Source organism: Nodosilinea sp. E11, from assembly GCF_032813545.1.
Lineage (GTDB): Bacteria > Cyanobacteriota > Cyanobacteriia > Phormidesmidales > Phormidesmidaceae > Nodosilinea.
Window position 1 is genome coordinate 142,348 of record NZ_CP136520.1, and the last position, 24,597, is coordinate 166,944.

Below are 24,597 nucleotides of genomic sequence, written 5' to 3' on the forward strand. Positions count from 1 at the left end.
GCTAATTATAGGTGAGTTGATAATGATTATCATTGCAAGGTGAATAAAGCAGAGGGAAAAGTTGAGTGACGGTTGATCGTGCCCGGTCTAGAAAGCCGCTAAGGGCTGGGGGTCGGTAGCTTCAAGGTGCCAAATTTGGGCGACCAAAATTCCCCCCGGCTCTGGAAGAAGGCCACCTCCTTGCACTTGCCCCGGCGGTGCTCAAGCATGGAGCAGCGCAGCATGACTTTGTCTTGCCCGTCTTTGCTGTAGGCGTAGCGCTCTAGCAGGGCACCGCACACAGGGCAGGGGTGGTCGGTGAATAGGTCTGAATGGAGGGCCTGGCGCTGGGCCTGGGGCAGTTCGTAACACTTGGCCTTGGCATTCCAAAACATCACCGTGCCGCAGCCGGGGCCAGAGCATTTGAGGAAGTGCTTGGCTTTCATCTTTTTGGAGCGGGAGGGCAGTTTGGTCATCGCCTCGCCGCAGGTGGGGCATTGGGTTTTGGTGGGTTGCCCGGTGGTGGGCTTGGCCCGGGTGACTGAGGGTGGATGAGAGGGCACGGCTCCCGGGGTTGGGGGCTGCTCGGCAAAGGTGGGTAGGAAAAGAAGTTGGGATTTGGCTTGGGCGATCGCCGGGGCAAAGTAACCCCGGTTCCAATCGAGCAAATACGTCTGCCAGTCCTGGTCACCCGTGGCGATCGCATCCAAAGCCGTCTCCATCTGGGCGGTAAACTCCGGCTGAATCAGGTCGGGCAGCAGTTTCTCCAATGCCCCATCTAGCTCCAGTCCCAGAGCCGTCGGCTGTAGCTTACCCTGAAGCAACTCCACATACTGCCGCTGTTGCAGGGTTTTGATCGTCGGGGCATAGGTGCTAGGGCGGCCAATCCCCTTTTGTTCCATCAGCTTGACCAGCTTCGGCTCGCTGTAGCGGGGCGGCGGCTGGGTTTGCTTGGCATCGGCCTGGGCCTGGTCGAGTTGGAGCGGCTGCCCCTGGCTCAGGGCGGGCAATACCGCATCGGCGCTGAGGTTGTTCCAGTAGCGGGTGTAGCCCGCAAACTCTAGCACCTGGCCTCGGGCTTCCCAATAGGCATCGCCAGACTGGGTGACAATGCGGGTTTTGCGCAGGCGGGCCGGGGCGCACTGGGAGGCCACCGCCCGATTCCAGATCAGTTCGTAGAGGCGGGCTTGCTCGGCCGAGAGTTCGCGCTGAAGCTGCTGGGGCAGGTGGTTAACGTCGGTGGGGCGAATCGCTTCGTGGGCGGCTTGGGAGCCTTTGACGGCCCGGTGCCGGGTGGTTTGGCGGGGCAGGTTGGTGGGGTCGTGCTGCTCCAGGTACATGCGCACCGCCTCGCAAAAGGGAGCCGAGAGGGCGATCGAATCGGTGCGCATATAGGTGATGTGGCCCTTTTCGTAGAGGGCCTGGGCCACTTTCATGGTGTGCTCGGGGCTGAAGTGCAGTTTGGAGCCCGCCGCCTGCTGGAGCGTGGAGGTGATGAAGGGGGGCGGGGGCGATTGACTGGCCTGCTTACCCTCGATCTGGAGGACCTGGTGGGGGTGGGTGCGGGCGATCGCCACCAAGGCATCCGCCCGCTCCTGGGTGGTCACCCGTTCAGACTCATGCTCGGCCCCCTTATCCTCGGCATCTTTACCCGGTTTCCGCTGCGGCTTGGGGCTGCTGCGGTAGAAGGCCTTGAACCCTTCGCCGTAGGTGACCCACACGCTCCAATAATCTTGGGGCACAAAGGCCTGAATCGCCCGCTCCCGAACGCAGAGCAAATGCAGGGTGGCGCTCTGCACTCGACCCATAGATTTCGCCCCGTTGTTCAGGGGCCAGACCACATGGCGACTGCCCTTGTACCCCACCAGCTTATCGAGACAGTCGCGGGCGCGACCGGCGGCCACCAGGCTTTGGTCGAGGGTGCGGGGACGTGCGATCGCTGCCCGCACCGCCTGAGCGGTAATTTCGCTATAGACTACCCGCCGGGGATGCTTCAGGTTGAGCGCCTGCTGGAGATGCCAGCCGATGGTTTCGCCTTCGCGATCGGGGTCGGTGGCGATGTAGACACAGTCGGCGGCTTTGACCGCCTGGCGCAGTTCTGACAAAACTTTTTTGGCCCGGTCATCGCGGGGCTGGTAGCGGCAGTCGATGGCGTCTGCGCCCAGATCAAAACCGAGGGCATCCTCGCCATCGTTGGCCAGTTCACGCACATGGCCCATGCTGGCTTTGATCACCCAGCCCGAACCCAAAATTTGCCCCAGCTTCTTCACCTTGCCAGGGCTTTCGATCAGCAGCAAATTGACCATGGTTGCCTCGACGGACGATCGGGGATAGGAATGCACTAGCTCAATAGTACACCTGAACTTGAGAATTGCAGCATCTCAGTTCCAGCTACCCTACCCCTCTCCCCTACCAAGGAGAGGTTAGAATTGGGTCATACCGATGTTGAGGTGGTGCAATGTCGTTGCTAACCCTGGTAATTGGCGCTTCGACGGCGATCGGGCTGAGCTACTTTAGTGCAGACCTCTACCGCAATCGGCGCAGACCAACCAAGAAGCCGCTGCCGACAACCAATTTGACCTGCTACGAGGTGGGTGTCCTCGATGGGGACGATTTTCAGTCTGCGGGAGATGCCGTTGGCCATGCCGGACAGAACATTGCGGCAGCTTCCAGCGACTGTATAGGGAGCAGCATCGGCCACTGTGTAGAGGCAATCGCCCACGCGATCGCCCACCATTAGTCATTTTTAGAGTGAGCTATAGCCCTGCCCAGTAGGCTGCTAAGCCAAAGGGGAGGCTTCTCCTGGGCTCCCACAACGCTAACCATTGCCCAGCAGGGCATCGATCGCCGCTGCCGCCGCCTCCCCGGTGCGCACGGCACCATCAAAGAAACCCGGCCAGCGATCGGCCATTTCTGTGCCGGCCCAGTGAATGCGCCCGACCGGGGCAGTGAGGGCCTCACCGTAGCTCGTCCATACTCCAGGGGGCATGAAAGCAGCATAGCCGCCCCCAGTCCAGGGTTTGCCTGGCCAGTCAATTTCATCGTAGGTCACTGGCGACAGGGCTTCTGGCCCAAAGTAGCCCGCCAGATCGCCCAGGACAGCTGCCCGGCGGTCGCCTTCGCCCAGGGCCTGCCAAACGCCATAGCGATCGCCCACGATAAAGGCCGCCATCACCCCCACGCCGGTTTCGGGGTCAGAGCTATCGGCACAGAGTTCAACCCAGGGGCAATCGCCGATCGCCAGCCCCGCCAACCCCTGCTCCCGCCAAAAAGGTCGGTCGTAGGAGACCAGTACCTTGGCGCAACAGCCCATTGGCACCCGCTGGGTCAACTGGGCCCGCATCGGGGGCAGGGGCGGGTCGTAAAAAATCCGCCCAGCCAGATGGGGGGGCATGGCCACAACGGCATACTGGGCCGCGAAGCGACCCTTAGTAGTTTCAACCTCAATCCCCGTGTCACTGTGGTTAAGGCGGAGAACGGGTTCCCCCAGGCGAATGCTCTCACCCAGCTCCGCTGCCAGCTTGGCGGGCATCTGGCCCGCCCCACCGCAGATCAGCGCGGCTTCGGGGTACTCGGCCTGGGAGGCGCAGGTGTGGCCCCAGAGCACATGGAGCAGCGAGACCTGGCCCGGCTCTGCGGGGCCTAAAAAGCCCACTGTCCGAGCCATATAGGCAAAGTACCAGTGGCCAAAGGCCGTGGTTGTGTTGGCGTCAATCCACTGGGCAAAGGTCTGACGGTCTAGCGCTTGGGTGTGCTGATTGCGGCGGGGATGGCCGGGGGGCAAGGTTTTTGCCAGCGCTTCAAACCGCGCCCAGGCCGCCATCGCATCCTGCCATTCGGCCTCGCTGACTGGGGGCGGCTCCCCTTCGGGAAAACCCTCAAAAAATCCGTCAAACTCGTACCGGACGCCATCGAACACCAGCACTTTCTTACCCTCAACGGCAAAGGGAAAACGACGGACCCCATACTCATCCAGCAGCGCCAGAAACCGGTCTTGGGTTGGCCCCACCCATTGCCCGCCATAGTCAATCCACTGGCCCGAGGGCAACCGCCGACCCACCATCCGACCGCCCAGGCTCTCCTGCGCCTCAATCACCAAAACGCTGTGCCCCGCCCGATGGAGATTGCGGGCTGCAACCAGCCCCGACAACCCAGCCCCCACCACAATGCAGTCATAGATAGTTGGCATTTATCACCTCTGCTATGGGCACCTCCGCTGTGGGCAGGGATTAACTGGACACCCTCTAGGCCACAGCACTCTAGCCAGTCCAAGCCAAAATCAGCTCAATCGATTATGCCGCTTTTGGTTTCCCAGCGATCGCATCCTGAAGGGTTTCACCCCTGGTAGCCGTGCCGATCCAGAGGGCGATCGCCCTCTGGATCGGCCACGATGCATACAATGCCGAGGCGACCAGTCTATCTATTCAAGTTACTTGGCTCGCTGATAGGCCACCGCATACTTCGGCACCTCAACCTGTGCCAAACACCGATCATCCGCCACCGGAGCCGCCGCCGTCAGCCGCAGCGGAATCTCCCCCGCCCACACTGGCAGCGCGTAATCTTCCGGTGCATCAATCGGGGGGCCAGTGCGGACTTTAGCCGAGGCCTCAGCGATCGGCAGAGCCAGCACCAGGGTACCGGCCAACTCTTGGGGATTAGGCGGACGCACCTCTGCCCAGCGATCGCACACCACATGGTCAGTAAACGCTTTCAATGCCGTCAGCTTTTCAGTCGGGTCATCTACCCGAGTGGCCGTGCCAAACAGCACCACCGAGCGGTAGTTCATGGAGTGGTGAAAGGCCGATCGCGCCAGCACCAGCCCATCGAGCAGCGTCACCGTTAGGCACACTTCCACCCCCTGATCAAGGGTGCGCAGCATCCGGCTGGCAGGAGAGCCGTGGATGTAGAGCTGGTCATCCAATCGGCCATAGGCGGTGGGAATTACAAAGGGCTGCCCTTCGACCACAAAGCCCAGGTGACAGACCAGTCCTTCATCGAGAATGTCGTAGACCGGCTGGGGGTCGTAGCTGGCGCGCTGGGGTAGGCGCTTGACTTGGGTGCGGGGGGTGGGGGAGTTCATGGGTGGATGGGTGGATGGGTGGTGCTTTGAGCAGGTCTTCGCCTAGCATAGGCAGCAGATTGGTAGCCCACAAGAGCCAATTTTGATGCAACTGACCAGTCCACTTTGGCCCCATGGAATTCACTCTGCTGCTCGACCCCCAAAGCTCGGTGCCTTGCTACCAACAGATCTATGCCGCCCTAAGGCAGAAGATTCTCACGGGCCAGCTCGCCCCTCGTCAGCGCCTGCCCTCGACCCGCGCCCTGGCCCAGAGCCTGGGCGTGGCCCGCTCCACCGTCACCCAGAGCTATGACCAGTTACTCAGCGAGGGCTATCTGCAAACTGTGGTTGGTTCCGGCACCTACGTGGGCGACCAACTGCCCGAAACCCTACTCCATGCCCACAGCACCAAGCCCGTTCACGCTGAGTCGCCCCCACCGCTGGTGCTCTCCGCCTACGGCCAACGTCTGGCTGAGCTGGTTGCTGGGCCAAGCCCAGAACCCAGTACACCGATTAGCTTTCGCTATGGTCGCCCCGCCCTCGACCAGATGCCTCTGGGAATCTGGCGGCAACTGCTGTCGCGCCACTGTCGGCGGGCAGACTGGCTCGACTACGCTACCGACCCTATGGGTTATGGGCCGCTGCGGGAAGCGATCGCCACCTACCTAGCCCAGGCCCGCGCCGTGCAGTGCCACCCCGACCAGATCTTGATCACCAACGGCACCCAGCAGGCAATCAGCCTAGCCACCCAACTCCTGGTTTCCCCCGGCGACACTGTGGCCCTAGAGGAACCCAGCTACCTCAGCGCCCGCCGCATTTTTGCCAGCCAGGGAGCCAACCTGCATCCGATCGCGGTGGATGGAGAGGGTCTGGATGTGGACACCCTGGCCCGGTTGACCGACTCCATTCGACTGGTCTACGTCACCCCTTCGCACCAGTTCCCGACTGGGGCAGTGCTGTCGTTGCCGCGTCGGCTGGCGCTGCTGGCCTGGGCGCAGCGCCAGGGTGCTCTACTTCTCGAAGACGACTACGACAGCGAGTATCGCTATGGGGGGCGGCCCATTCCGGCGTTGCAGGGGTTGGGTAGCGGGCAGTCGGTGCTGTACCTGGGCACGTTCTCGAAGGTGCTGTTTCCGGCCCTGCGGATTGGCTACATGGTGCTGCCCCTGGAACTAGTAAAACTTTTCAGTCGGGCCAAGTGGCTGGCCGATCGCCAGGTGCCGACCCTAGAGCAAGCGGTGCTGGCAGATTTTATCGCTGAGGGGCATTTGGAGCGCCACATTCGCCGGATGCGATCGCTCTACGACCAGCGACGGCAGACCATGGTGACGGCGTTGCAGACTCACTTCGGCCCTCGCGCCACCATTCTGGGCGACAAGGCTGGACTGCACATGATGGTGCGGTTTCAGACCACCCTCCCCGATGCAGAGTTGATCGCTCGGGCAGAGCAGGTCGGTATTGGCCTGATTTCAGCGGCCCCTCAATACCTGGGAAAAAGCCCCGGCCATGAGTTCATCTTTAGCTTTACGGAGCTGAATGAAGGGGCGATCGCCAACGGCATCGCCAGGTTAGCCACTCTCGTTTCCAGTAGCCTCCAGCCCTAGATTACTCAAAAGGCCAACCCGTAGGAACGCATAGCACGCGACCCGCTCAACCGAGGTAACCAAACAGGGTTCAAGCTCAGGGGTAATGGCGCTCAGGCACGACACGGGCGATCGCGCCCTGCTAGCCATCGTGCTGTGGCCCTATGGGCTAGCGACAGTTGCCCCGATCAACGCCATGACTGGCTAGAGGCCAACGCAAGTTAGCCAAGCCATAACGCCCTCTCAACGGCATCGGCGCTGAGGGGTTGGCTAAACAAATATCCCTGCCCCAGTTGACAGCCCAACTGTTGCAGCCGCTCAAGCTGTTGGCGAGTCTCAATGCCCTCGGCCACAACCGTTAACCCAAGCTGATCACCCAACGAAAGAATGGTGCTGACAATTTTAAAATTGCGCTGGCTCTCGTCCATTTGGCTGACAAAGGAGCGGTCAATTTTTAGGTCACTCAACGGGAAGCGGTGGAGCGAACTCAGGGAGGAATACCCGGTGCCAAAGTCATCGACGCTGATGTGGATTTGACGCGATCGCAGCTGGGCCATAATGCCGATGGCCGTCTCAGCATTTTCGAGCAAAGCACTTTCGGTAATCTCTAGCTTGAGGGAGGTGGGGTCAAGACCCGTCTCAGCTAAAACCTGGTCGATATCGGCCAGCAGCGTGGGCGAGGCAAACTGGCGCACCGACAGGTTGACGCTCATGGTGAGGTCGGTATGCCCCTGCTGGTGCCAGGCCAGCAGCTGTGCACAGGCCTGCTGCAAAATCGCGATGCCGAGGGGCACAATCAGCCCAGTTTCTTCCATGCAGGGAATAAAGTCGTTGGGTGACACTAGCCCCCGACTGGGGTGCTGCCAGCGCACCAGGGCTTCAAACCCGCACAGGGCTTCGGTGTGCAGATTGATAATGGGCTGGTAGTAGGCGACAAACTCTTGATGGTTGAGGGCACGCTGTAAGTCAGTCTCTAGGGTCAGGCGCTCTAGCATAGCCATAGCCATCTGGCGATCGAAGATCTGGCAGCCACTTTTGCCGCGCTGTTTGGCCTTATACATCGCTGTATCGGCATCTTGCAGCGGTTCTTCGGCCTGTTGATAGGCCCTGTTACCCAGCGCAATGCCAATGCAGGCGGTCATAAAAATTTCACAGTTACCCACCTCAAAGGCGCTAACAAAGCTCTGAAGTACCGCTTGGATAAAGGGTTCAAGCGCCCTCTCACTATCGATCTGGCGCAGCAAAAAACAAAATTCATCTTCCCCTACCCGCGCCAGCGTATCGCCGGGCCGCAGTAGCTGTTGCAGACGCCCGGCGATCGCCAAGAGCAGCTGATTGCCAACCCTATGGCCAAAGGCACTGTTGACCAGCTTGAACTGATCGCAATCTAAATAGACCACCGCAAAGGAGAAATATTGAGCCCGCAGCATCTCGGCCAGCTGCTGGAGCAAAAAGGTGCGGCTAGAGAGCTGGGTCAGACCATCCTGGGCGATCATCGCCTGAAGCTGGGCCGTGCGCTCTTGCACCATCTTTTCAAGGTGACTATTAAAATTAGCTAAGGCTTGATGCTGCCGATGGAGGCGAAGCATTGATCGCACCCTGGCATTTAACTCAAGACCGGTAACGGGCTTACTGATAAAATCATCGGCCCCAGCAGCAAAGCAGCGAGCTAAATCGGCCTTACTGGTCAGGGAGGTCACCATAATAATGGGCAACGCTTGCCACTGCGACATGGCTTTAATCCGCTGGCAGACCTCCAGCCCACTCATGCCCGGCATCATCACATCTAACAAAACCACATCGGGCTGAAATAACGTCAGCAGTTCAAGGGCTGCCGCTCCGCTGGCCGCATAGTGCAGCTGATAGTCCTGGGTCTCACCCAAAGCAGTTTCTTCTATGGACAGAAGCGTTTCAATTACTTCAAAGTTATTAGGTTCATCGTCAACAACAAGAATAGAAAAGGGTTGAGACGTAGCCATGGGAGCATTGACTAAACTGCTTTAGCAATCGCACCTCAGCCACTTGGCCGAGCGCACAAAGGTCGTCATCCTATGCAAGCTCTGCATAGGACATTGTGAAAAATAGAGCGGCACGAGCCTTGATCGGGCTACAACTTGTTATGACAGGTCGTAGCCCCATCGAGATTAAAGCCCTGCGTTCAAGGCACTGCATTACACGTTAGAGGTCCAGACACGATAGAGCAAGACCATTAATTATTTTAAAGTCCTATTCAAAACAATAAAAAATACAGTGCAGCAATTTGGGTGAGCCATATCCCTAAGTAACTAAGTAAATTCTGTGTCTTTAAATACAGGTCACAAGAGGTATATACATAGGTTTCATCCCACTTTTGCCGGTGTCTACGTCATTTCCACGTAAGTGGGAGTCCATTCTGAAGCGAGATGTCCACCGTGGATTTTTGTCTGCACGGTAATAATGGACCAGCTAGCCGTCAGCGTGATGAATTTACCAACCCAGGATGCATGTGATATCGAAAACATCTTATTGCTCAGGTTCTGGGAAAACTAAACTAAACATAGATTTCCCATTAGCTGCTTGTATGCGTCACGCGTTTGTTGACATTACCGCTTCTGTAGGCTGCACAACATCGGTGAGCGATGCCGTGCGGTTAATGGGAAATAGTCAACCGCAATTTTCCTGTATTTTTATCATTGACAAGGGAAAGTTGATCGGCAGTTTTACTGAGGGCGCGCTGCTGCCGCTGGTGGCCCAGGGGCGATCGCTCGCTGAACTGACCATCGCTGAGGTGATGCAGACGCCAGTGGTCAGCGTGCGGCAGTCTGATCTCGACGATATCTCGATTCCGGCACGGCTCTTACAGCAGTCTGCCACCGACTGTCTGGCCGTAGTGGACGATCAGGGGGCGCTGGCGGGGGTGATTACCCGCGCGAGTTTGCAACCCCACCTGTGGGAGGCGCTTCAGGGGCAGCGGGCTGAACTCACTCACCAGCAGGAGCTAACCACATCCCTCAGCCAAAGCGCTGCCCAGTATCAGTCTTTGCTTCAGGCGTTGCCCGACTTGGTCGTCCGCACCTCAGCAGAAGGGGTCTATCTCGACCGCGTGGGCTCTGCGGACTTCGAACTCTACTGTGGCCAGGTGGATCTGGTGGGTAAACGGGGCGACGAGATCTTGCCAGCCGAGTTAGCGGCCCAACGCCTAGAGTACATTCGGCAGGCCTTGCAGACGGGAGAGCTGCAAATCTATGACCAGCAGATTGTGATCAACGGCACCTTGCGCACGGAGGAAGTCAGAATCAACGTCTGCGGCGATCGCGAAGTGCTGGTGATCGTGCGCGACATTACCGCTCGCAAAACCCTTGAAGACACCAATCGTGCCATCCTCGAAGCGATTCCCGATTTGCTCGTGCGGATCAATCGCCAGGGGGGATATTTAGGCATTTTGAGGGGCGAGTCGGTTAAGAGAGTGCTGCTGCCTCCCCCAGATTTCTCTAACTACACGATCTACGACGTGCTGCCCCCCACCTTAGCTGAGCAGAAAGTCCAGATGGCCCAACAAGCTCTCGATACAGGGACCGTTCAAATCTACGAGCAGCAGATTGAAATCGATGGCGAGCTGTGTTGGGAAGAGGTGCGGGTTAGCCCTGTCAACGGAGATGAAGCGCTGTTGATGATTCGCGATATTAGCGATCGCAAACGCAGTGAATCCGACCGCCAGCAGGCAGAACTCGCGCTAGCCGAGAGCGAGGCTACTCAGCGGGCGATTCTTGCCGCCATTCCCGATCTCTTGGTGCGGGTGAGTGCCGAAGGGCGCTATCTCGATTTTATCGGCCCCGATCGCAGCTTCAACCTCTTTAACCCTGCCCTGGTAACCCCCGACGGGGCGATCGCCGATTTGCTGCCGCCGGAGCTGGCCCAACCCCAGCTTGCCGCCATTCGTCGCGCCTTAGAAACCCGAGAGTTACAGGTTTATGAACAGCAAATGCAGGTCGGTGATCGGCTTCGCCACGAAGAGTTGCGGGCGATCTGCATTGGCGACCATGAAGTGCTGTTGATGATTCGCGATATCACCGAGCAGCAGGCTGCCCTGCGGGAACGCAAACAGGCCAAAGACAGGCTGCGTCAGAGTGAGGCCCAGAGCCGTGCCATCCTGTCGGCTATTCCTGACCTGATGTTCCGGACGACGGCCGATGGGGTGTATCTGGAGTACATCGCCAGCCGACGCGTCACCGACCTGCTGCCCCCTACGGTTAACTCTTTGGGGCAATCGATGGTAGATCTGCTGCCGTCAGCGGTGGCCCAACGTCACCTAGCCGCCATTCGGCGGGCCTTAGACACCCGCACCCTGCAAGTTTATGAGCAGCAGCTTCAGATCGGCGATCGCATGCAGTATGAGGAAGTGCGCGCCATCGCCAACGGCGACAACGAAGTGCTGTTTATGATTCGCGACATTACCGATCGTAAACGCAGCGAAGCTGAACGCGAGCAGGCTGAAATCGACCTTCAAGAGTTAAACCACGAGCTAGAGGCGCGGGTTGCCCAGCGCACAGCCGCTCTTCAAGAAAGCGAAGAGCGCTGGCAGCTGGCCCTCCAGGGGAGCAATGCCTCCCTCTGGGACTGGAATGTGAAAACCGGTAAGGTCTTTCGCACCAAACGCTGGCACGAGCTACGGGGGGTGACGGAGGAGGAGGTGAGCGACAGTCCCGAAGAATGGTCCGATCGCATTCACCCCGACGACCGCGATCGCATTCTGGCGGCAATGGCGGATCATCTCGCCCAGAAAACGGCCTTCTACGAGCAGGAATATCGCCTGCGCCATAAAGACGGTCACTATCTGTGGATTCTTGATCGGGGCCAGGCCGTTTGGGATGAGGCCGGTAACCCCACCCGCATCATCGGCTCCGAAATGGACATTTCCCAGCGAAAAAAAGCCGAACTGGAGGCCCAAATGCTAAAGCGGCAGTTGGAGTTTGTGCTGTCCTCTAGCCCAGCGGCGATCTTTACCTGTCAGATGGATGGGGCCACCACCTTCATGAGCGACAACATTGTCAACCTGAGCGGCTATACGCCCGCTGAGTTTTTGTCCTGCCCCGATTTTTGGGTGAATCATCTTCACCCTGAGGATGCCCCGTGCCTGTTGGCAGAACTACCAGCCCTGTTTGAGCAGGGGCAGCACATCCATGAATATCGGTTTTTGCACAAAGCTGGCCATTACATCTGGGTTCGCAACGAACTGCGGCTGATGCGCGATACCCAGGGCGTACCGGTCGAAATTGTGGGCTACTTTGCCGATATTGGCGATCGCAAAGCCGTTGAAAACCAACTCCGCAAGAGCGAAGCCGACCTGGCAGAAGCCCAGCGCATGGTGCATCTGGGCAGTTGGGAAGTCGATGCCGCCACTCGCCAACTGAGCTGGTCCGATGAACTGTTCCATATCTTTGGGTTTGACCCCAGCGATCCTGAGCCTGGCTATGCGGAGCATTTCAATCTAATTCACCCTGAGGATCGCGATCGCCTTCAGGAATACGTTGATCTAGCCCTAAGGAAAGGCACCCCCTTCGAAATCGAGCTGCAAATTCTCCGGGTGGACGGGACCACTGGCTATCTAGACGCGCGGGGTGAAGCCAAACTGGATGACCAAGGGCACATTGCCAAAATCTTTGGGACAGCCCTAGACATTACAGAGCGCAAAGTTGCCGAACTCGAGCGACAAAACCTATCCAATCGGCTGGCCCTCGCCCTGAGCTCTGGGGCGATCGGCTGTTGGGACTGGGATATTCAGCAAAACACCATCTTTTGGGATGAGCGGATGTATGAACTGTACGGAGCCGCCGCCGCTGATATAGCTGCCTCGGTGCCCTACGAGATTTGGGCCAACAGCGTTCACCCTGACGATCGCGCCGCGACCGAAACCTTACTGCACCAGGCTATCTTAGGGCAAGCCATCTACGATCCCGAGTTTCGAGTGATCCATGGCGACGGCAGCATCCACCACATTAAGGCTCACGGTATGGTGGTGCTCGACGCTGAGGGTAACCCCAAAAGTATGATTGGGATCAACCTAGACATTAGCGAAAGGGCACAGCTCGAAGCCGAGCGCCAACAGGCCGAAGACCGCCTCCAGCAAATCAATCAACAGCTCCTGTTAACCAACACCGAGCTCGATCGCGCCACCCGCCTCAAAGACGAGTTTTTGGCCAACATGAGCCACGAGCTCCGCACCCCGCTCAATGCCATTTTGGGTCTGTCTGAGGGGCTTAAAGAACAGGTTTTTGGCAGCTTAAGCGATCGCCAGCGGCAGGCCATCGAGACCATCGAGCGCAGCGGTACCCATCTGCTAGATCTCATTAACGATATTCTCGATCTATCTAAAATTGAAGCCGACAAACTTGAGCTAGAGACGGCGTTAGTGAGTGTTCACTATCTGTGCGAATCGAGTCTAACCTTCGTCCGCCAACTGGCACTTTCTAAAGATGTAGGTCTGAGCCTAGACAGCGTTCAGGCCATACCCGATATCGTGGTCGATGAACGACGCATTCGCCAAGTGCTGATCAACCTACTCAGCAACGCCGTCAAGTTTACGCCCTCCGGCGGGCAGGTCACCCTCCGGGCTCGCGTTGACCAGCAAAACAGTAGAAACTATCTCCAATTGTCGGTAATCGACACTGGCATTGGCATTGCCCCAGACGATCTCGCCAAACTCTTTCAACCCTTTGTGCAAATCGACAGTAGCTTAAGCCGCCAATACAATGGCACGGGTCTGGGTCTAGCCCTAGTGCGCAAGTTGGTAGACCTGCATAGAGGCACGGTGTCCGTAACCAGCGAGGTCAATCAGGGCAGCTGCTTCACCCTCAATATTCCTTACCTCACCGACATCGCTTTACCGACGATCGCCCCCCCAGCCCCCCCCAGCAGCCGGCTCGATACCCATAACTCTCGCGTCCTGGTGATCGAAGACTCTGCCGCTGCGGCAGACCTGGTCGCTCGTTATCTTGAAGAGCAAGGGATGGAAGCCATCATTTGCCCCAGCGGCGATCGGGTGATGGACGACGTGACCCAGTTTCAACCGGGCCTGATTATTCTCGATATTTTGCTGCCCAATCTGTCTGGATGGGATGTGCTGCGACAGCTTAAAACCGATCCCAAAACCCAAGCCATCCCGGTGATTGTGGTGTCTGTCGTAGACGAGCGAGCCTATGGGCTGGCTCTCGGTGCGTCAGAGTATTTGGTCAAACCGATTAGCCGCCACCAGCTCCAGCAGGCGATCGACAGCCTGCAACACAGCCACCAGGCCCCCCTGTCTCCAGTGATGGTTGTCTCCTCGCCCGACTCGGCCAACTCGGCAGTCGAGCCGCCGCTCATTTTGCTAGCTGAAGACAATGACATGAATATAGCTACGGTTTCTAGCTACCTCACGGCTCTAGGGTATCGCCTGGTCTACGCCAAAAATGGCCAGGTAGCCGTTGAGCTGGCCCAAACTCAGACCCCCGATTTGATTTTGATGGATATTCAAATGCCTGGTATGGACGGTCTAGAAGCCATGCAGCTCATTCGCAGCGATACTCGTTGTGCCCACATCCCCATCGTCGCCCTAACCGCCTTGGCCATGCCCGGCGATCGAGAGCGATGCCTAGCCGCAGGCGCGAATGACTACCTTTCAAAGCCCTTCAAAATGAAAGTGTTAAAGGGTTTAATTCAGCAGCTTTTGCAGTCGGTCTGATATAGCCATAGCCAACATCATTAGAACATTTCGCTGGCAACGATCCCTATCTGTCATTCCCGCGTAGGCGGGAATCCATTCGAGAGCAATTACAGGCTAGTGGATTCCCGTTGCCACAGGAATGACGGCTCTGTCCTAACCTAGATGACCACAGCTATACCCATTTTTCACGCCATTATCTAGGCAGGCAGATGGGCAGGCAGCAGAGACAGCGCCACAATCACCAGGAACAATAGCGCCATGCTGGTTTCGAGTAGGGCAACCCGCTGAATTTTAGTCGTGCAGTACCAGTCACGCTGCCAGAGAATGAAGCCGAATTTGACCAGGGCGACGCCGAAAGCACAGGCGGTCAGGGGATCTAATAGCCTGAAGTAGGCTAGGGCCAGGATGAGGAGCGTGGCGATCGCATGGAACACACCCCCTGGCATTGCCGAATGGGTCTTCGACTTCCGCAGCTTTACCGTAAAAATAGCGCTGGAGAAAAACAGGGCATTCAGCGCCCAGAGTCCTCCCACTTGGGGAACCAGGTTACCCGTGGTGACGAGGTAGGCAAAGGGTGCCGATAGACAAACCGCCGCAAAGGTAATCAGTTCATTGGCAACAGACTTCTGCCCCCGGCGAAACACTGCTATACCATCTATCCCAAAGGCCGCAAAAGCACTCAGATAAATCACCCACAGCGGGGAGGACCAGAATCCCTGCTGCCACAGCAGGTAAAGGGCAAGGCTGGCAGCCACCCAGGAATACAACCCACCCCAAACCCAAAACCGAGGCTTGAAACTGCTGCGCTGCTTGATTTGCAGCATCCAGGGATGCTCAGCTTGGAAGCCAGAAAAGGCACAGAGCAGAGCCAGGGTGGTGGCCCAGCTCCAAGCCTGGGCCGCCGTCGCCCCGGTCACGAAGGAGACCAACAGCATGACGTAAACCCCGTGCTCCGGCGAAAAGATGGGGCGATACCAGGCCTGGGGGTTTCGCTTTGGGGTGGCGGCTTGGTTCAGCTCAAGGGGGGGAGATTGCATTGTGGGTCTCCTGGGCAGACTGGGCGGCGATCGCGGGCTTTGCGATCCAAACCTGGCAGGTTATGGGTTTACTCTGGCAAATTCAATCGGGCAATTCTATGAGATAGCTCATAGAAGACCGATGTCACGTTTGGCGGGGACAGAGGGCAGTCTTGCTCGCTCTAGCTGCGGGGATACTAGCTGCGGGGATACTAGCTGCGGGGATAATAGAGACCTTCTGATTGGAGTTTAGCTTTGGCAAAGGCAAGGAACGACTCCGTTTTACCCTTGTTATGGGTTTTGAGCGAAGCATTGCCCAGAGACTTATTAAACATCTCAATCTCATCTTCGAGGTCAGTGGTAATCGCCTTAATCGCAGCAGCATGAACACCTACCGCCTTCAGTAACGCCCCCGAAAACTTGACCGTCATTTCAGGATGTTCCTGAGCCCACTGCTGGGCAATCTCAAGCAGCCGCACCCCCCGCTGATAGGGCTTAGTGTTTTGCGCTTTGTCGGAGAGGTCCGCCGCCGCCAACAGAGTCGGGCTAGGCACAGAGGGTGCCTCTGCGGGTGGCTCTACCGCGTCACCAGTAGGCGCATCGACCTCAACCTCAACCTCAAGGTCAAAATCAAAGGCAAAGAACCGCTGGGCCGCCTGGAGCTGATTGGGGTCAGCCGCGATCGCCTTGAGTTCGTCAAGCATCGCCAGCAGTCGTTCATGATCGACCTTGAGTGCCTTGAGTTCTGCATCGTTGCCCTGCCCCCCCCCCCCTGAGCGAGCCAGCCGATCGATGGTTGCCGCCTGGGCCGAGATGGTTTGGGCCTGAGTCGAGATCGTCGCCGCCTGGGTTGAAATCGTTGCCCAAACCGGGTCACTATCCCTTGACCCATTAACCTGCGGGCTTGGCGTCGTCATCGTCTTTGAAGGCAGAGTATCGGCCACGATCAAGTCTCCTTGGGTTTCGGTAAAGGGTTGGGCAACGGGTGCGTCAAGCTCATCGGGCGGCAATGGAATGGGGCCACTAGCCGCTAACTTCACCCCCCGAGCGGTGAGCGGCTTCCCCTGGCGAGTCAGATAATACTGGTAGTAATGACCCGTCACCGAGGCATTGCCAGAGGCAGTGTCGTCGAGCAGCACATGGCCCAAGAGATGCTGGGCCAGGCGTTGCTCTGCCATATTGGCTGGGCAAAAATAATGGAGGGCAATTGGCACATAGACGGCCCGGCAGCGATGAATTGAAATATTGGTAAACCCCTTGGGGGTTGGCAGCACCCCATCTAGCACCTTGACGACCCGGCGGTTAACCCGAGCGTTCAGCGCCTCCATCCGAGGATCGTCTGAGGCGACCCCGTCTAAGTCATGAATATCAGCGGTGGCCCTGAGTTTTTTAATCGCCAGCAAAACATCCTGGGCGGGCACCAGGGTCAACAGGTCGTAGGCCGGCTTCGCAGCCTTCTGCTGCCCGGTAAAGCGCAGTAGGTAAGGGTGCTCCTGGGGAATCAGCTGAGCCGTATCTGCAACGTGAGGTTGGAGCTGCCCCAGGCTGACGACTTCAGTATGGCGTCGCCCGGTGACGGCGGCGATCGCAATAATCAAGTCGATGGGGTCATTTGAGGCCAACAGGAGGTTGATTTTACTCAGGTAGGCATCGAGATCGACGGGCTGGCGATCGTCCTGGCGAGCATTGGCATTTTTAGTCGTGGCGGCCCTGAGTTGAGACTGCACCTCAATCGGGTAGGTAAAGCCGTCGAGGGCATAGTGGCGACGGTCCACCCCCTGGCTCGACTCCCCCGGCGGCGGATTGCGCTTAAACCATGGGCGTGGATAAGAATTTTTACTGGTGAGTTGAATGCGCCCCTCGGCGATCGCAGCTTTAATCGCCGTTGTATAGCGAGGAAAATAGACCGAATTGATCGAATTGCGAGAAAAGGCTTGTTCTAAGAGGGTTTGCTCCGCTGCACAGAGGGTTTCGATTTCACCCTTGGTGTCCGCATCACGCTGGTTGAGGTCCACTAATCGAGCCACCAAAATAGCGATCAGCTCCTCCAACTCCTTGCGGGTAAGCTTGGTGCGATCGCCCTTTTCAATCCGCTGCTCCATAGCGGCGACGATCTCGGCGCGAGTGCTGTCAAAGGAGTGGGAGAGTACAGGTGCCATCGTGGTGCGTGGTTTCGGTGCGTCTGCCGAGGTCTCTCCCCTCAGGGTGGGGCTGAGAAGACGTTAACGCAGCAGATAGCGGTGCCATGGGTCCATATTATAGCAGTCAACTAGCTTGTGCTAGTCAAAAGCCGACTCACAAAACCCCAATTTCCACAAGCCAACCCGTAGGAGCGCCCGGCATGCGCCCGGCTTGGTATCACTCCCGCAGAGAGCCGGCCCCCGCGAAAACGTGTGACGTCCCTACCCCCATGAAATCGGCTATGGCGATATCTCCTGTTAAGGCACCTGCAAGTTGATTTCCTGAAAGACTTCGGTGTCCTGATTAATTACCAAAGGGTTAGTTCGAACAGACAAACCGTTTACGCGCAACTCATAGCTGCCCTGAGTCAAATTTTCTAAATAATAGACCCCAGCGCTATTGGTCACCGACGTAATGGCCAAACCAGTTTGGGCAGAAATAGCTTCGACGATCGCGCCGCCAACCCCATTTCCCTCAGCCGTCAAGACTCTGCCTGCGACCGTATACGATTGGACAAAAGGAATGAGCACAGGCGTGTACTGGCCCTGAATCACCTCCACTGCATAGGACGTTTGAGCCGGTCGCCAGTCAAGCGGAAAACCTGCCGGATTGAGATCAACCCGGTAAACACCCGGAAAGACCTCGGCTAAAACCCCTGCATTTTGAACTTCGGGGCGGTACCGGCTGAGATTCTGGTTGTTGATTTGCACCAACAGTTCCACATCTTCTGTGAGAATTTCTTCGTTGCTATCTAGTTGGTTGTTGCCATTGAGATCGAGAAAGGGTTGGAACCACAGGCCGCCCCGCCGCCGCAGATGGTCAAAGCGCGAATTATCGGATAGGGTGCCAACCTGAGTATTGACAAACGGCTGTATCTCAACCCGGAAGCTTGAATCGTTGGAAAGGGCTCCGCCACCGTTGTACTGTGCCCGCAAAATAACACCAGGAATGGCTGCGGTAGAAACGCCGAGAGTGGGTCCACTGCCCTGGTCACTAAAGCCATAGCCCGCATTAACGCCCCAGAGATAGCGACCGTCAGAGGCTTGTTCTCCAGAGCGGAAGCGATACCCCAGGGTTGTCAAACTGCTGCCGCTGCTGCGAGTGGAATGCCCCAGCAGCAGAGAATGCTCCGGTGCGCGGAAGGCTTGATCGGATAGGCGTACCGAGAGTTCTGAATTGGTGCCTTTTTCGGTGCCGTTGGTATTGAGGGCAAAGCGATCGTACCGGGCAGTACCTGACCAGCGATAGCGGCCATTGAGGTAATAGTCGGCACTGGCCGTTCCATAAAATTCACCGCTGCGAAAAGACCCTGTTGCCCCCAGGCCAAACGCCCCAAGGGCACTATCTCCTGTAGCTCTTAACGAGAGGTTTTGGGTGGCCCGCCAGTTGGCTGCCACACGAGACGAGAAGCGATCGCTATTAAGGCTAAGCCGCAGGTCAGGGGTGGGCTGATAGGCCAAATTGGCATTCACGTCGAGCCCTTGCCGCCCGCCGACTAGGGCCGAAACAGCCACTTGCAGCGGCACATTGTCTGGTTGAAAAAAGATTTCTCCCAGCCCCAGCACCCCATTGTCGTAAATCAGCCCAGCCCCCACTGTCAGCTCGTCAGAAACACCATATCGATAACCGGCCCCGACATTAAGACTGCTAAACTCACCCCAAAAACTGTTGCGCGAGGTGCGCCGCATCCCGGCTGAAGCTACCAGTGCCGAAGCACCAGCCGGTAAACGGCTGGGAAGCGTAGACAGACTGCTAGCCTCGCGTACTTCAGGAATCGCAGACAGCTGACCGCCAGGGAACAGCAGCACCTGGTAGGCCCCCCCAGCCGGAATATTGTCAAAGCGATATAGCCCAGACCCGTCTACGAGAACTTCTGCCACCACATTGCGGCGCGAACCAAGCACGAGTTGGGCCAGGGTGCCTGGCGCGGCTTCTCCGACAATGTTGCGAGGAACAGCATCGGCCCCCAAGCGGGCATTGGCATTAAAGCCGCCGCCGCCCGCCGCTTGATAGGGCTCGTACCCCCATCGCTGTATGGTCGTAAAACCCCAGAGATCGCCCGCCTCTTCACCCCGCCAAAAGCTGGGCTGCGAACCAATGGCATAGTCGGCAGCATCGCTCTCAATCAGGTACTGAGCTTCGCCTACAGACCAGGTGCTGGTATCGAGCAGGTTGGACTGGTCGATGCGAGTAAACCAACTGCCATTCCCCAAGCTGCCGAGGGCTGTAAAGCCGCCTTGTGTGCGACTGCTGCTGGATGAGTTGCCAGACAAGACCAAACCTTGGGAGACAACGGTTACGTTAGCCTCAGGCGCACCGACGTAGGGCAGGCCATCGGTGACTACGGGCTGATTTTCTGGAGCAACGTAGCGCTGTCCGCCCGTTGTGCCCGGTTCTTCAAATTGAATGGCGTAGCTGCGAAGGTCGAATTTAGCCGCAATACCGAAGCGCCTGCGAATGTCGCCAATGCTAATCACCTGCCCCAGTTCGGGGTCGCGGGAGAGATCGTCGGGACTCAAGAAAACGGCAAAGCTGGGCGATCGCAACTCCCACTGGCCCTCAGGTTTGGGCGTCACCGTGATATTCAAGGCCGAAACCACTACATCAAAGGGAATCAGCCAGTTGTCAAAATCGATCGCCTCCCTACCGTTTTCAGCACCTCGGACTAGTGCTCCAGCCACAACAGTACGGTTTCCCAGATTAATGCCAACGGGGATAACGGTTAGTGGCGTAACCGCTATCTCGGATATGTCAGACGGGTTGGGTTCTGTGGGCGCAGCAACGGCATCTGGGGCCAGGGTGCTAGATTCTACAGCGCCAGGCTCTGCAATGGCAGGCTCAGAAACTGAAGATTTAGCCGAGGCATTAGGCTGCGGCGTAGGGTCGGGCGGGGGCTGATCGGGTACTGGGCTCGGTTGAACGAGTGGGTTGCTGGCTAAAGGAGTGGTCTGGGGAGGAGTGGTTTGGGAAAAAGTGGCTTGGGGAGGAGTGGCCTGAGGAAGAGTGGTTCGGGAAAAAGTGGCTTGGGGAGGAGTGGTCTGAGGAAGAGTGGTTCGGGAAAAAGTGGCTTGGGGAGAAGTGGTTTGGGGAAGAGTAATTTGGGGAGGTTGCGCGACAGCTTGAACTGCGGTTTGGGGAGAAGTGGTCTGGGGAGGTTGCACAACAGATAAAACTGGCGCAGCGGCTGATTGCTCAGGCTCTGAAGGGGCAGCAGTCGTGGGCGGAACCGACGGCATAGTGGACGATGACAGCAACCCGTCGGCAGCAGTATGCTCCGTCTCCGGGGGTATTGTATGGGCGAGGGCTAAGGCGGTCGCTGGCGGGGGAGAAGTAGCCTCGGTCGAAGAATTAGCCGACGATCGCGCTGCTTGAGCCATCTCTGGGGGGTGCGCGCTGCTGCTAGAGAGTTGTGGTTGCAGCCCCTGATCTACCCCCTCTGGAGTAGACACAGTTGCGGTTACCTCAGTTTGCTGAGGCATTTCTAGATCCTGTTGGTCATTCTCTGGAGGTGTTTGGGCCTCAACGGGCTGTGCAGTAGCTGTCCCTGTATTTAGCTGGAGAAAATAGGGAGTAACGGCAGCAAGAATATAGACCTTCGCCTTAAGATTGGCAGGTTCGCTCTTCATTATTAAGGGTTAAAAATATGGTAGAAGGCTAGAAATAGGGCAGGGGGCTGTACTAATCGGCAAAAATAGTGCAACCAATACTGAGGGTGTTGGGTGTTGGGTTTTAGGTGACAGGTCGTGGGAACGGGTACACCTAGAGATTGGGAGACTACCGGCTAAAACAACCAATCCTCCTAAATCCCCCTTAAAAAAGGGGGACTTTGAAGCAGACGCAGCCCCGCCTTTTTAAGGAGGGCAGGGGGGATTCTCCAACCGTTAGGGAATAGTGACGTTGAGCGAAAAGGGAATAGTGCCGTCTCCTGACGTGAGTTCTCCAGACAACACGTAAGCTCCTGGCCTCAGAGCTTGGCCATTCGCTCCGTAGTTAATTCTGATGTTGCGCTGTTCTCCGGCGATGATGGTAGTCTCACTGACCTCGCCAGATTGCACGCTAGCGCCATTCTGACTTAGTGCCCAGCGAGTGATCGCTCTGGCAGAGGCGTTGCCCTGGTTGTTGACTGAGAGGGCAATGGTTTGACGGGCAGCATCTACTCGTGCGGCTGTGGCTGCGATCGCAGATCTGGCGTCGCCCTGGCGCACAAACATGACAACCCCAATCCGGGGCACAATTCTCACCTGAGCCGTTGTAGCCGATGTTGCAGTCGAATCGGCAGTGGGCGCTGCCGCCCGCAACTCCTCGGTAAAAATAACTGCCCGGTACTCGCCAGCATCGGCACTGGGTAGTAGGCGCGCCACCAACCGCACCTGCTGCGTTTGCCCCGGCTCGATTAGCACTTCGCGTGGAGCATAGAGTAAATAAGGAGTCAGATCGCTGGCGCTGGCGTCTACTACTTTAAATCCCTCGTCATCGTAGGTAAAGGGCGAGGCATAGACCCGCGCGCGGTACGGTTCATTGCCCAGGTTAGTAATTTGAATCACGCTCTGAGCCTGCCCCCGCTGGGCCTGACTCTGGATCAGCATGGGGCCAACGCGAACCTGTGCCTGGGCCATGCCAGGAAACCAGGTGAGGGCAGATAGCACGGCAGCACTAAGCGGAAAAAACCAGCGAGAGGGCTTAATCATAAAAGTTGAAATTAGATAAGAAGAAACTTTGTTTATGGGGCGAGTGTTCCTTTCCTAGGCTGCGTCTGCTTAGAACAGCTTAGGCATTACACTTAAAACCTTGTCTATCGAACTTTTGTCGGCAAGCCTTAGTCGAGTTGCATGAGAACTTCGACGGTGTAAGCGTAGTCACCTGCCAAAAATAAGCGCGGACTCACAACTTCGAGACGAACGGGTAGCGTAAAAACGCCGCTAGACAATGTCGCGGTGGTTTCGCGATCGCTGCTTAAAGCAATACCGTTGATTTCTGCTGAAGCTGTAGCCGTGATTTCAGGAGATGCTGGCCCTTGTACTTGCTGAGGCGGTGCCAGACGAATGGTGGCCTGCCTGCCCTCAGGCACCGTAATGATGACGTTGCTGACCTGCGTAGTGCTTAACCTTTCACCCTGATCTGCTAGAGATAATACGCCAGCCGTTGATTCGAAAGTTGCATTTTGACCCTGCTCATAGACGGGAGCTTCAAACCCAGGTATGGGATCTTCAAACTCAGAAGCAGGAACCTCAAATTCAGAGACGGGAGATTCAGGCTCATAGGCAGGAACCTCAAACTCAGAAGCAGGAACTTCAAAAAGGGTATCTTGGGAAAGGGCAGGATGGGGCATACCTAGCACCATCGCTACCAGGCCAAAGGCGAGAAATCGCAGAGTCATGGGGGCAAAAAGACCCTTCAGTATTAAGGAGAAATATATTGTCATAGGGAGACATCACTGAATTAAGTTTTGAAGATCATCCAGAGTATTGGCCTACCTAGATAAGAGTCATTCGTCATGCTTAATTCAGTGACATCACTACCAGACACGCTGTATCTTTGACTCTAACAGCTTCTAAAAAGAGCTTAAGCCGTAGGTTGGGTTAGCGATAGCGAAACCCAACAAAACAGTTGCTGGCGTTGGGTTTCATGACCTCAACCCAACCTACAGGGCTGTCACTGGCTCCGTCGTTTCATCGTCAACGAGACCGGTGCCAGCATCGCCCACTGTCACAGTCAATTGAACGTCATAGTTATAGATGCCTTCAGGAATAATGTTAGCGGAGGTAACAGTTAGATCTACCGGCATTGTGCCATCAATGACACTTCCCACGGCCGCCGGCAATGTCGCACCGACGTTATAAGTAGGCGTAGTCAGGAGATTATTTGCGCTGCCAGGAATAGTACTATTCCTGGCGTCAGTACTAAGATTAGCTGCTTCCGTATTGCAAGCAACATTAATCCTGGCAGCCTGACCAATACCTACCGTGGAACTTAATCTTCTTGCAGACCCTGGGTCAATATCCAAAGTACCGGGTTCTGGAGCGGAAAAAACACAGAAAGGCTCAACATTGCCTGAAAAAGTAACGACTCCTTCGTTTAGTACTGCTTGTGCAGAAGCAGAAGTTGCGCTGGCTAAAACACCAGCGGTGGCCATAGCAACGGTTAGAAAAGAAGCAAAACGAGCAGATTTCATGGTCAGTCTACCTAATTGATAATTGAGTGGAAGTATGGAACCGTGAAGCTTGGTGATCTGCGCTGGTTAACAGGCTGTCACCCAAACCTTTCCTTAGTCGTTAAGCAATAGTCTGAGAAACCACAGCAGACTTATAACGACCGTTATGAGCTTGGTTTCTTTGTCGCGTGAGATAGCCCTCACAAACGATCTAGCCATAGATGCTGACGCAAAGCCCTTGTTTTTTACGATCTGTTCTTCGAGTCCGGCTCTCGAAGTTCCATCTTCAAAAGCTAATCAGACCAACTTGGCTTATCAGTTTGAATTATCGCAAAACCTCGGATTTCTTTTGCGCTTGGTATAAGCTGCAGATTGCACCACCTGTCTCATCTGGCCACGCCCATAGTAACCATGTTTGCGATCGCAGAAATAGCAAAGTACCCAAAGCTTTTTAAAAACAACAGAAAAACAAGGCTCTTAAGTAAAGTTTTAGAGGGCTACGTAGCCAAAGGGGTTTTATCCTCTGCTGAGGTTTGAGGCCGTAGAGCAGGCTAATTTTGCCCAAACCATGCTGCATAAATAATTTGAGTTAATACCTTCAGCCCGCCACACTATTCATCAGGACAAATTTTTAAATATTTTCCAAATAAAAAATATGAGTAAGTTTTTGATGAACTTACAGATTCTTCTGTTAGCCACCTTTGGGTAGATGAGTAGAGTGGTGCTCATCTAACCTTTGGAATCTTCTATTATCTTGCCCATAAAATTAGGAATAGTCGCCCCTCCATGGGGCTGATCAATAGTAAATAAACCCAACCAAAGTGAGTCGGGTAATGGCGGCGGCACTCTACCCACAGCCTGCATTTGCCAATAATCAAAAGCTTCAAGATTTAACACAGCGCTCGATCGCAGTAGCGCCTTCATCAACAAACACATCAATTACTACA

General features: G+C 56.5%; 14 protein-coding genes. 3 read left to right on the top strand and 11 right to left on the bottom strand.

Annotated elements, in window-relative coordinates:
- Positions 1-98: 98 nt before the first annotated feature.
- Positions 99-2,285: a type I DNA topoisomerase gene (topA, locus tag RRF56_RS03300; protein WP_317036205.1), complete on the bottom strand. Its 2,187-nt coding sequence runs from the start codon at positions 2,283-2,285 to the stop codon at positions 99-101.
- A gap of 152 nt (positions 2,286-2,437) precedes the next feature.
- Here topA and RRF56_RS03305 point away from each other — a divergent pair, with 152 nt between their 5' ends.
- Positions 2,438-2,719: a hypothetical protein gene (locus RRF56_RS03305; RefSeq protein WP_317036206.1), complete on the top strand. Its 282-nt coding sequence runs from the start codon at positions 2,438-2,440 to the stop codon at positions 2,717-2,719.
- 78 nt (positions 2,720-2,797) lie between these two features.
- Here RRF56_RS03305 and RRF56_RS03310 read toward each other — a convergent pair whose 3' ends face one another.
- Complete coding sequence (locus RRF56_RS03310; RefSeq protein WP_317036207.1) at positions 2,798-4,168, bottom strand: flavin monoamine oxidase family protein; 1,371 nt, start codon at positions 4,166-4,168, stop codon at positions 2,798-2,800.
- A 240-nt stretch (positions 4,169-4,408) separates the two neighbouring features.
- Positions 4,409-5,059, bottom strand: coding sequence for a pyridoxamine 5'-phosphate oxidase family protein (locus tag RRF56_RS03315; RefSeq protein WP_317036208.1), 651 nt, complete (start codon positions 5,057-5,059; stop codon positions 4,409-4,411).
- Between the two features lie 113 nt (positions 5,060-5,172).
- Here RRF56_RS03315 and RRF56_RS03320 point away from each other — a divergent pair, with 113 nt between their 5' ends.
- Positions 5,173-6,642, top strand: coding sequence for a PLP-dependent aminotransferase family protein (locus RRF56_RS03320; RefSeq protein ID WP_317036209.1), 1,470 nt, complete (start codon positions 5,173-5,175; stop codon positions 6,640-6,642).
- Positions 6,643-6,842: 200 nt separating this feature from the next.
- On the opposite strand, the gene RRF56_RS03325 is transcribed toward RRF56_RS03320, so the two are convergent.
- Complete coding sequence (locus RRF56_RS03325) at positions 6,843-8,600, bottom strand: EAL domain-containing protein (protein WP_317036210.1); 1,758 nt, start codon at positions 8,598-8,600, stop codon at positions 6,843-6,845.
- Between the two features lie 581 nt (positions 8,601-9,181).
- On the opposite strand from RRF56_RS03325, the gene RRF56_RS03330 reads away from it, so the two are divergent.
- Complete coding sequence (locus RRF56_RS03330; protein ID WP_317036211.1) at positions 9,182-14,320, top strand: PAS domain-containing protein; 5,139 nt, start codon at positions 9,182-9,184, stop codon at positions 14,318-14,320.
- A 179-nt stretch (positions 14,321-14,499) separates the two neighbouring features.
- Here the strand turns inward: RRF56_RS03330 and RRF56_RS03335 are convergent, their stop codons facing one another.
- From RRF56_RS03335 to RRF56_RS03365, 7 genes are all read right to left on the bottom strand, one after another.
- Positions 14,500-15,339, bottom strand: a complete 840-nt coding sequence (locus RRF56_RS03335) for a YwiC-like family protein (protein ID WP_317036212.1) — start codon at positions 15,337-15,339, stop codon at positions 14,500-14,502.
- Between the two features lie 191 nt (positions 15,340-15,530).
- On the bottom strand, positions 15,531-17,477 hold the full coding sequence (locus RRF56_RS03340; protein WP_317036213.1) for a protelomerase family protein: 1,947 nt from the start codon (positions 17,475-17,477) through the stop codon (positions 15,531-15,533).
- Positions 17,478-17,756: 279 nt separating this feature from the next.
- Positions 17,757-21,125 carry a carboxypeptidase regulatory-like domain-containing protein gene (locus RRF56_RS03345; protein WP_317036214.1) on the bottom strand — a complete coding sequence of 1,123 codons (3,369 nt, stop codon included), beginning with the start codon at positions 21,123-21,125 and terminating at the stop codon, positions 17,757-17,759.
- Positions 21,126-21,380: 255 nt separating this feature from the next.
- A complete protein-coding gene (locus RRF56_RS03350; RefSeq protein WP_317036215.1) occupies positions 21,381-22,187 on the bottom strand; it encodes a hypothetical protein in 807 nt (268 codons plus the stop codon).
- 128 nt (positions 22,188-22,315) lie between these two features.
- Positions 22,316-22,876, bottom strand: a complete 561-nt coding sequence (locus RRF56_RS03355) for a hypothetical protein (protein ID WP_317036216.1) — start codon at positions 22,874-22,876, stop codon at positions 22,316-22,318.
- Positions 22,877-23,140: 264 nt separating this feature from the next.
- Entirely contained in the window at positions 23,141-23,671 is a 531-nt protein-coding gene (locus RRF56_RS03360) for a hypothetical protein (protein WP_317036217.1), read from the bottom strand.
- A 708-nt stretch (positions 23,672-24,379) separates the two neighbouring features.
- Positions 24,380-24,547 carry a hypothetical protein gene (locus tag RRF56_RS03365; RefSeq protein WP_317036218.1) on the bottom strand — a complete coding sequence of 56 codons (168 nt, stop codon included), beginning with the start codon at positions 24,545-24,547 and terminating at the stop codon, positions 24,380-24,382.
- Between the last annotated feature and the right edge of the window lie 50 nt (positions 24,548-24,597).

Bases quoted from the DNA above. Each gene is read 5' to 3' on its own strand.
- topA (WP_317036205.1), bottom strand. From the start codon at position 2,285: ATGGTCAATTTGCTGCTGATCGAAAGCCCTGGCAAGGTGAAGAAGCTG.
- RRF56_RS03305 (WP_317036206.1), top strand. From the start codon at position 2,438: ATGTCGTTGCTAACCCTGGTAATTGGCGCTTCGACGGCGATCGGGCTG.
- RRF56_RS03310 (WP_317036207.1), bottom strand. From the start codon at position 4,168: ATGCCAACTATCTATGACTGCATTGTGGTGGGGGCTGGGTTGTCGGGG.
- RRF56_RS03315 (WP_317036208.1), bottom strand. From the start codon at position 5,059: ATGAACTCCCCCACCCCCCGCACCCAAGTCAAGCGCCTACCCCAGCGC.
- RRF56_RS03320 (WP_317036209.1), top strand. From the start codon at position 5,173: ATGGAATTCACTCTGCTGCTCGACCCCCAAAGCTCGGTGCCTTGCTAC.
- RRF56_RS03325 (WP_317036210.1), bottom strand. From the start codon at position 8,600: ATGGCTACGTCTCAACCCTTTTCTATTCTTGTTGTTGACGATGAACCT.
- RRF56_RS03330 (WP_317036211.1), top strand. From the start codon at position 9,182: ATGCGTCACGCGTTTGTTGACATTACCGCTTCTGTAGGCTGCACAACA.
- RRF56_RS03335 (WP_317036212.1), bottom strand. From the start codon at position 15,339: ATGCAATCTCCCCCCCTTGAGCTGAACCAAGCCGCCACCCCAAAGCGA.
- RRF56_RS03340 (WP_317036213.1), bottom strand. From the start codon at position 17,477: ATGGCACCTGTACTCTCCCACTCCTTTGACAGCACTCGCGCCGAGATC.
- RRF56_RS03345 (WP_317036214.1), bottom strand. From the start codon at position 21,125: ATGAAGAGCGAACCTGCCAATCTTAAGGCGAAGGTCTATATTCTTGCT.
- RRF56_RS03350 (WP_317036215.1), bottom strand. From the start codon at position 22,187: ATGATTAAGCCCTCTCGCTGGTTTTTTCCGCTTAGTGCTGCCGTGCTA.
- RRF56_RS03355 (WP_317036216.1), bottom strand. From the start codon at position 22,876: ATGACTCTGCGATTTCTCGCCTTTGGCCTGGTAGCGATGGTGCTAGGT.
- RRF56_RS03360 (WP_317036217.1), bottom strand. From the start codon at position 23,671: ATGAAATCTGCTCGTTTTGCTTCTTTTCTAACCGTTGCTATGGCCACC.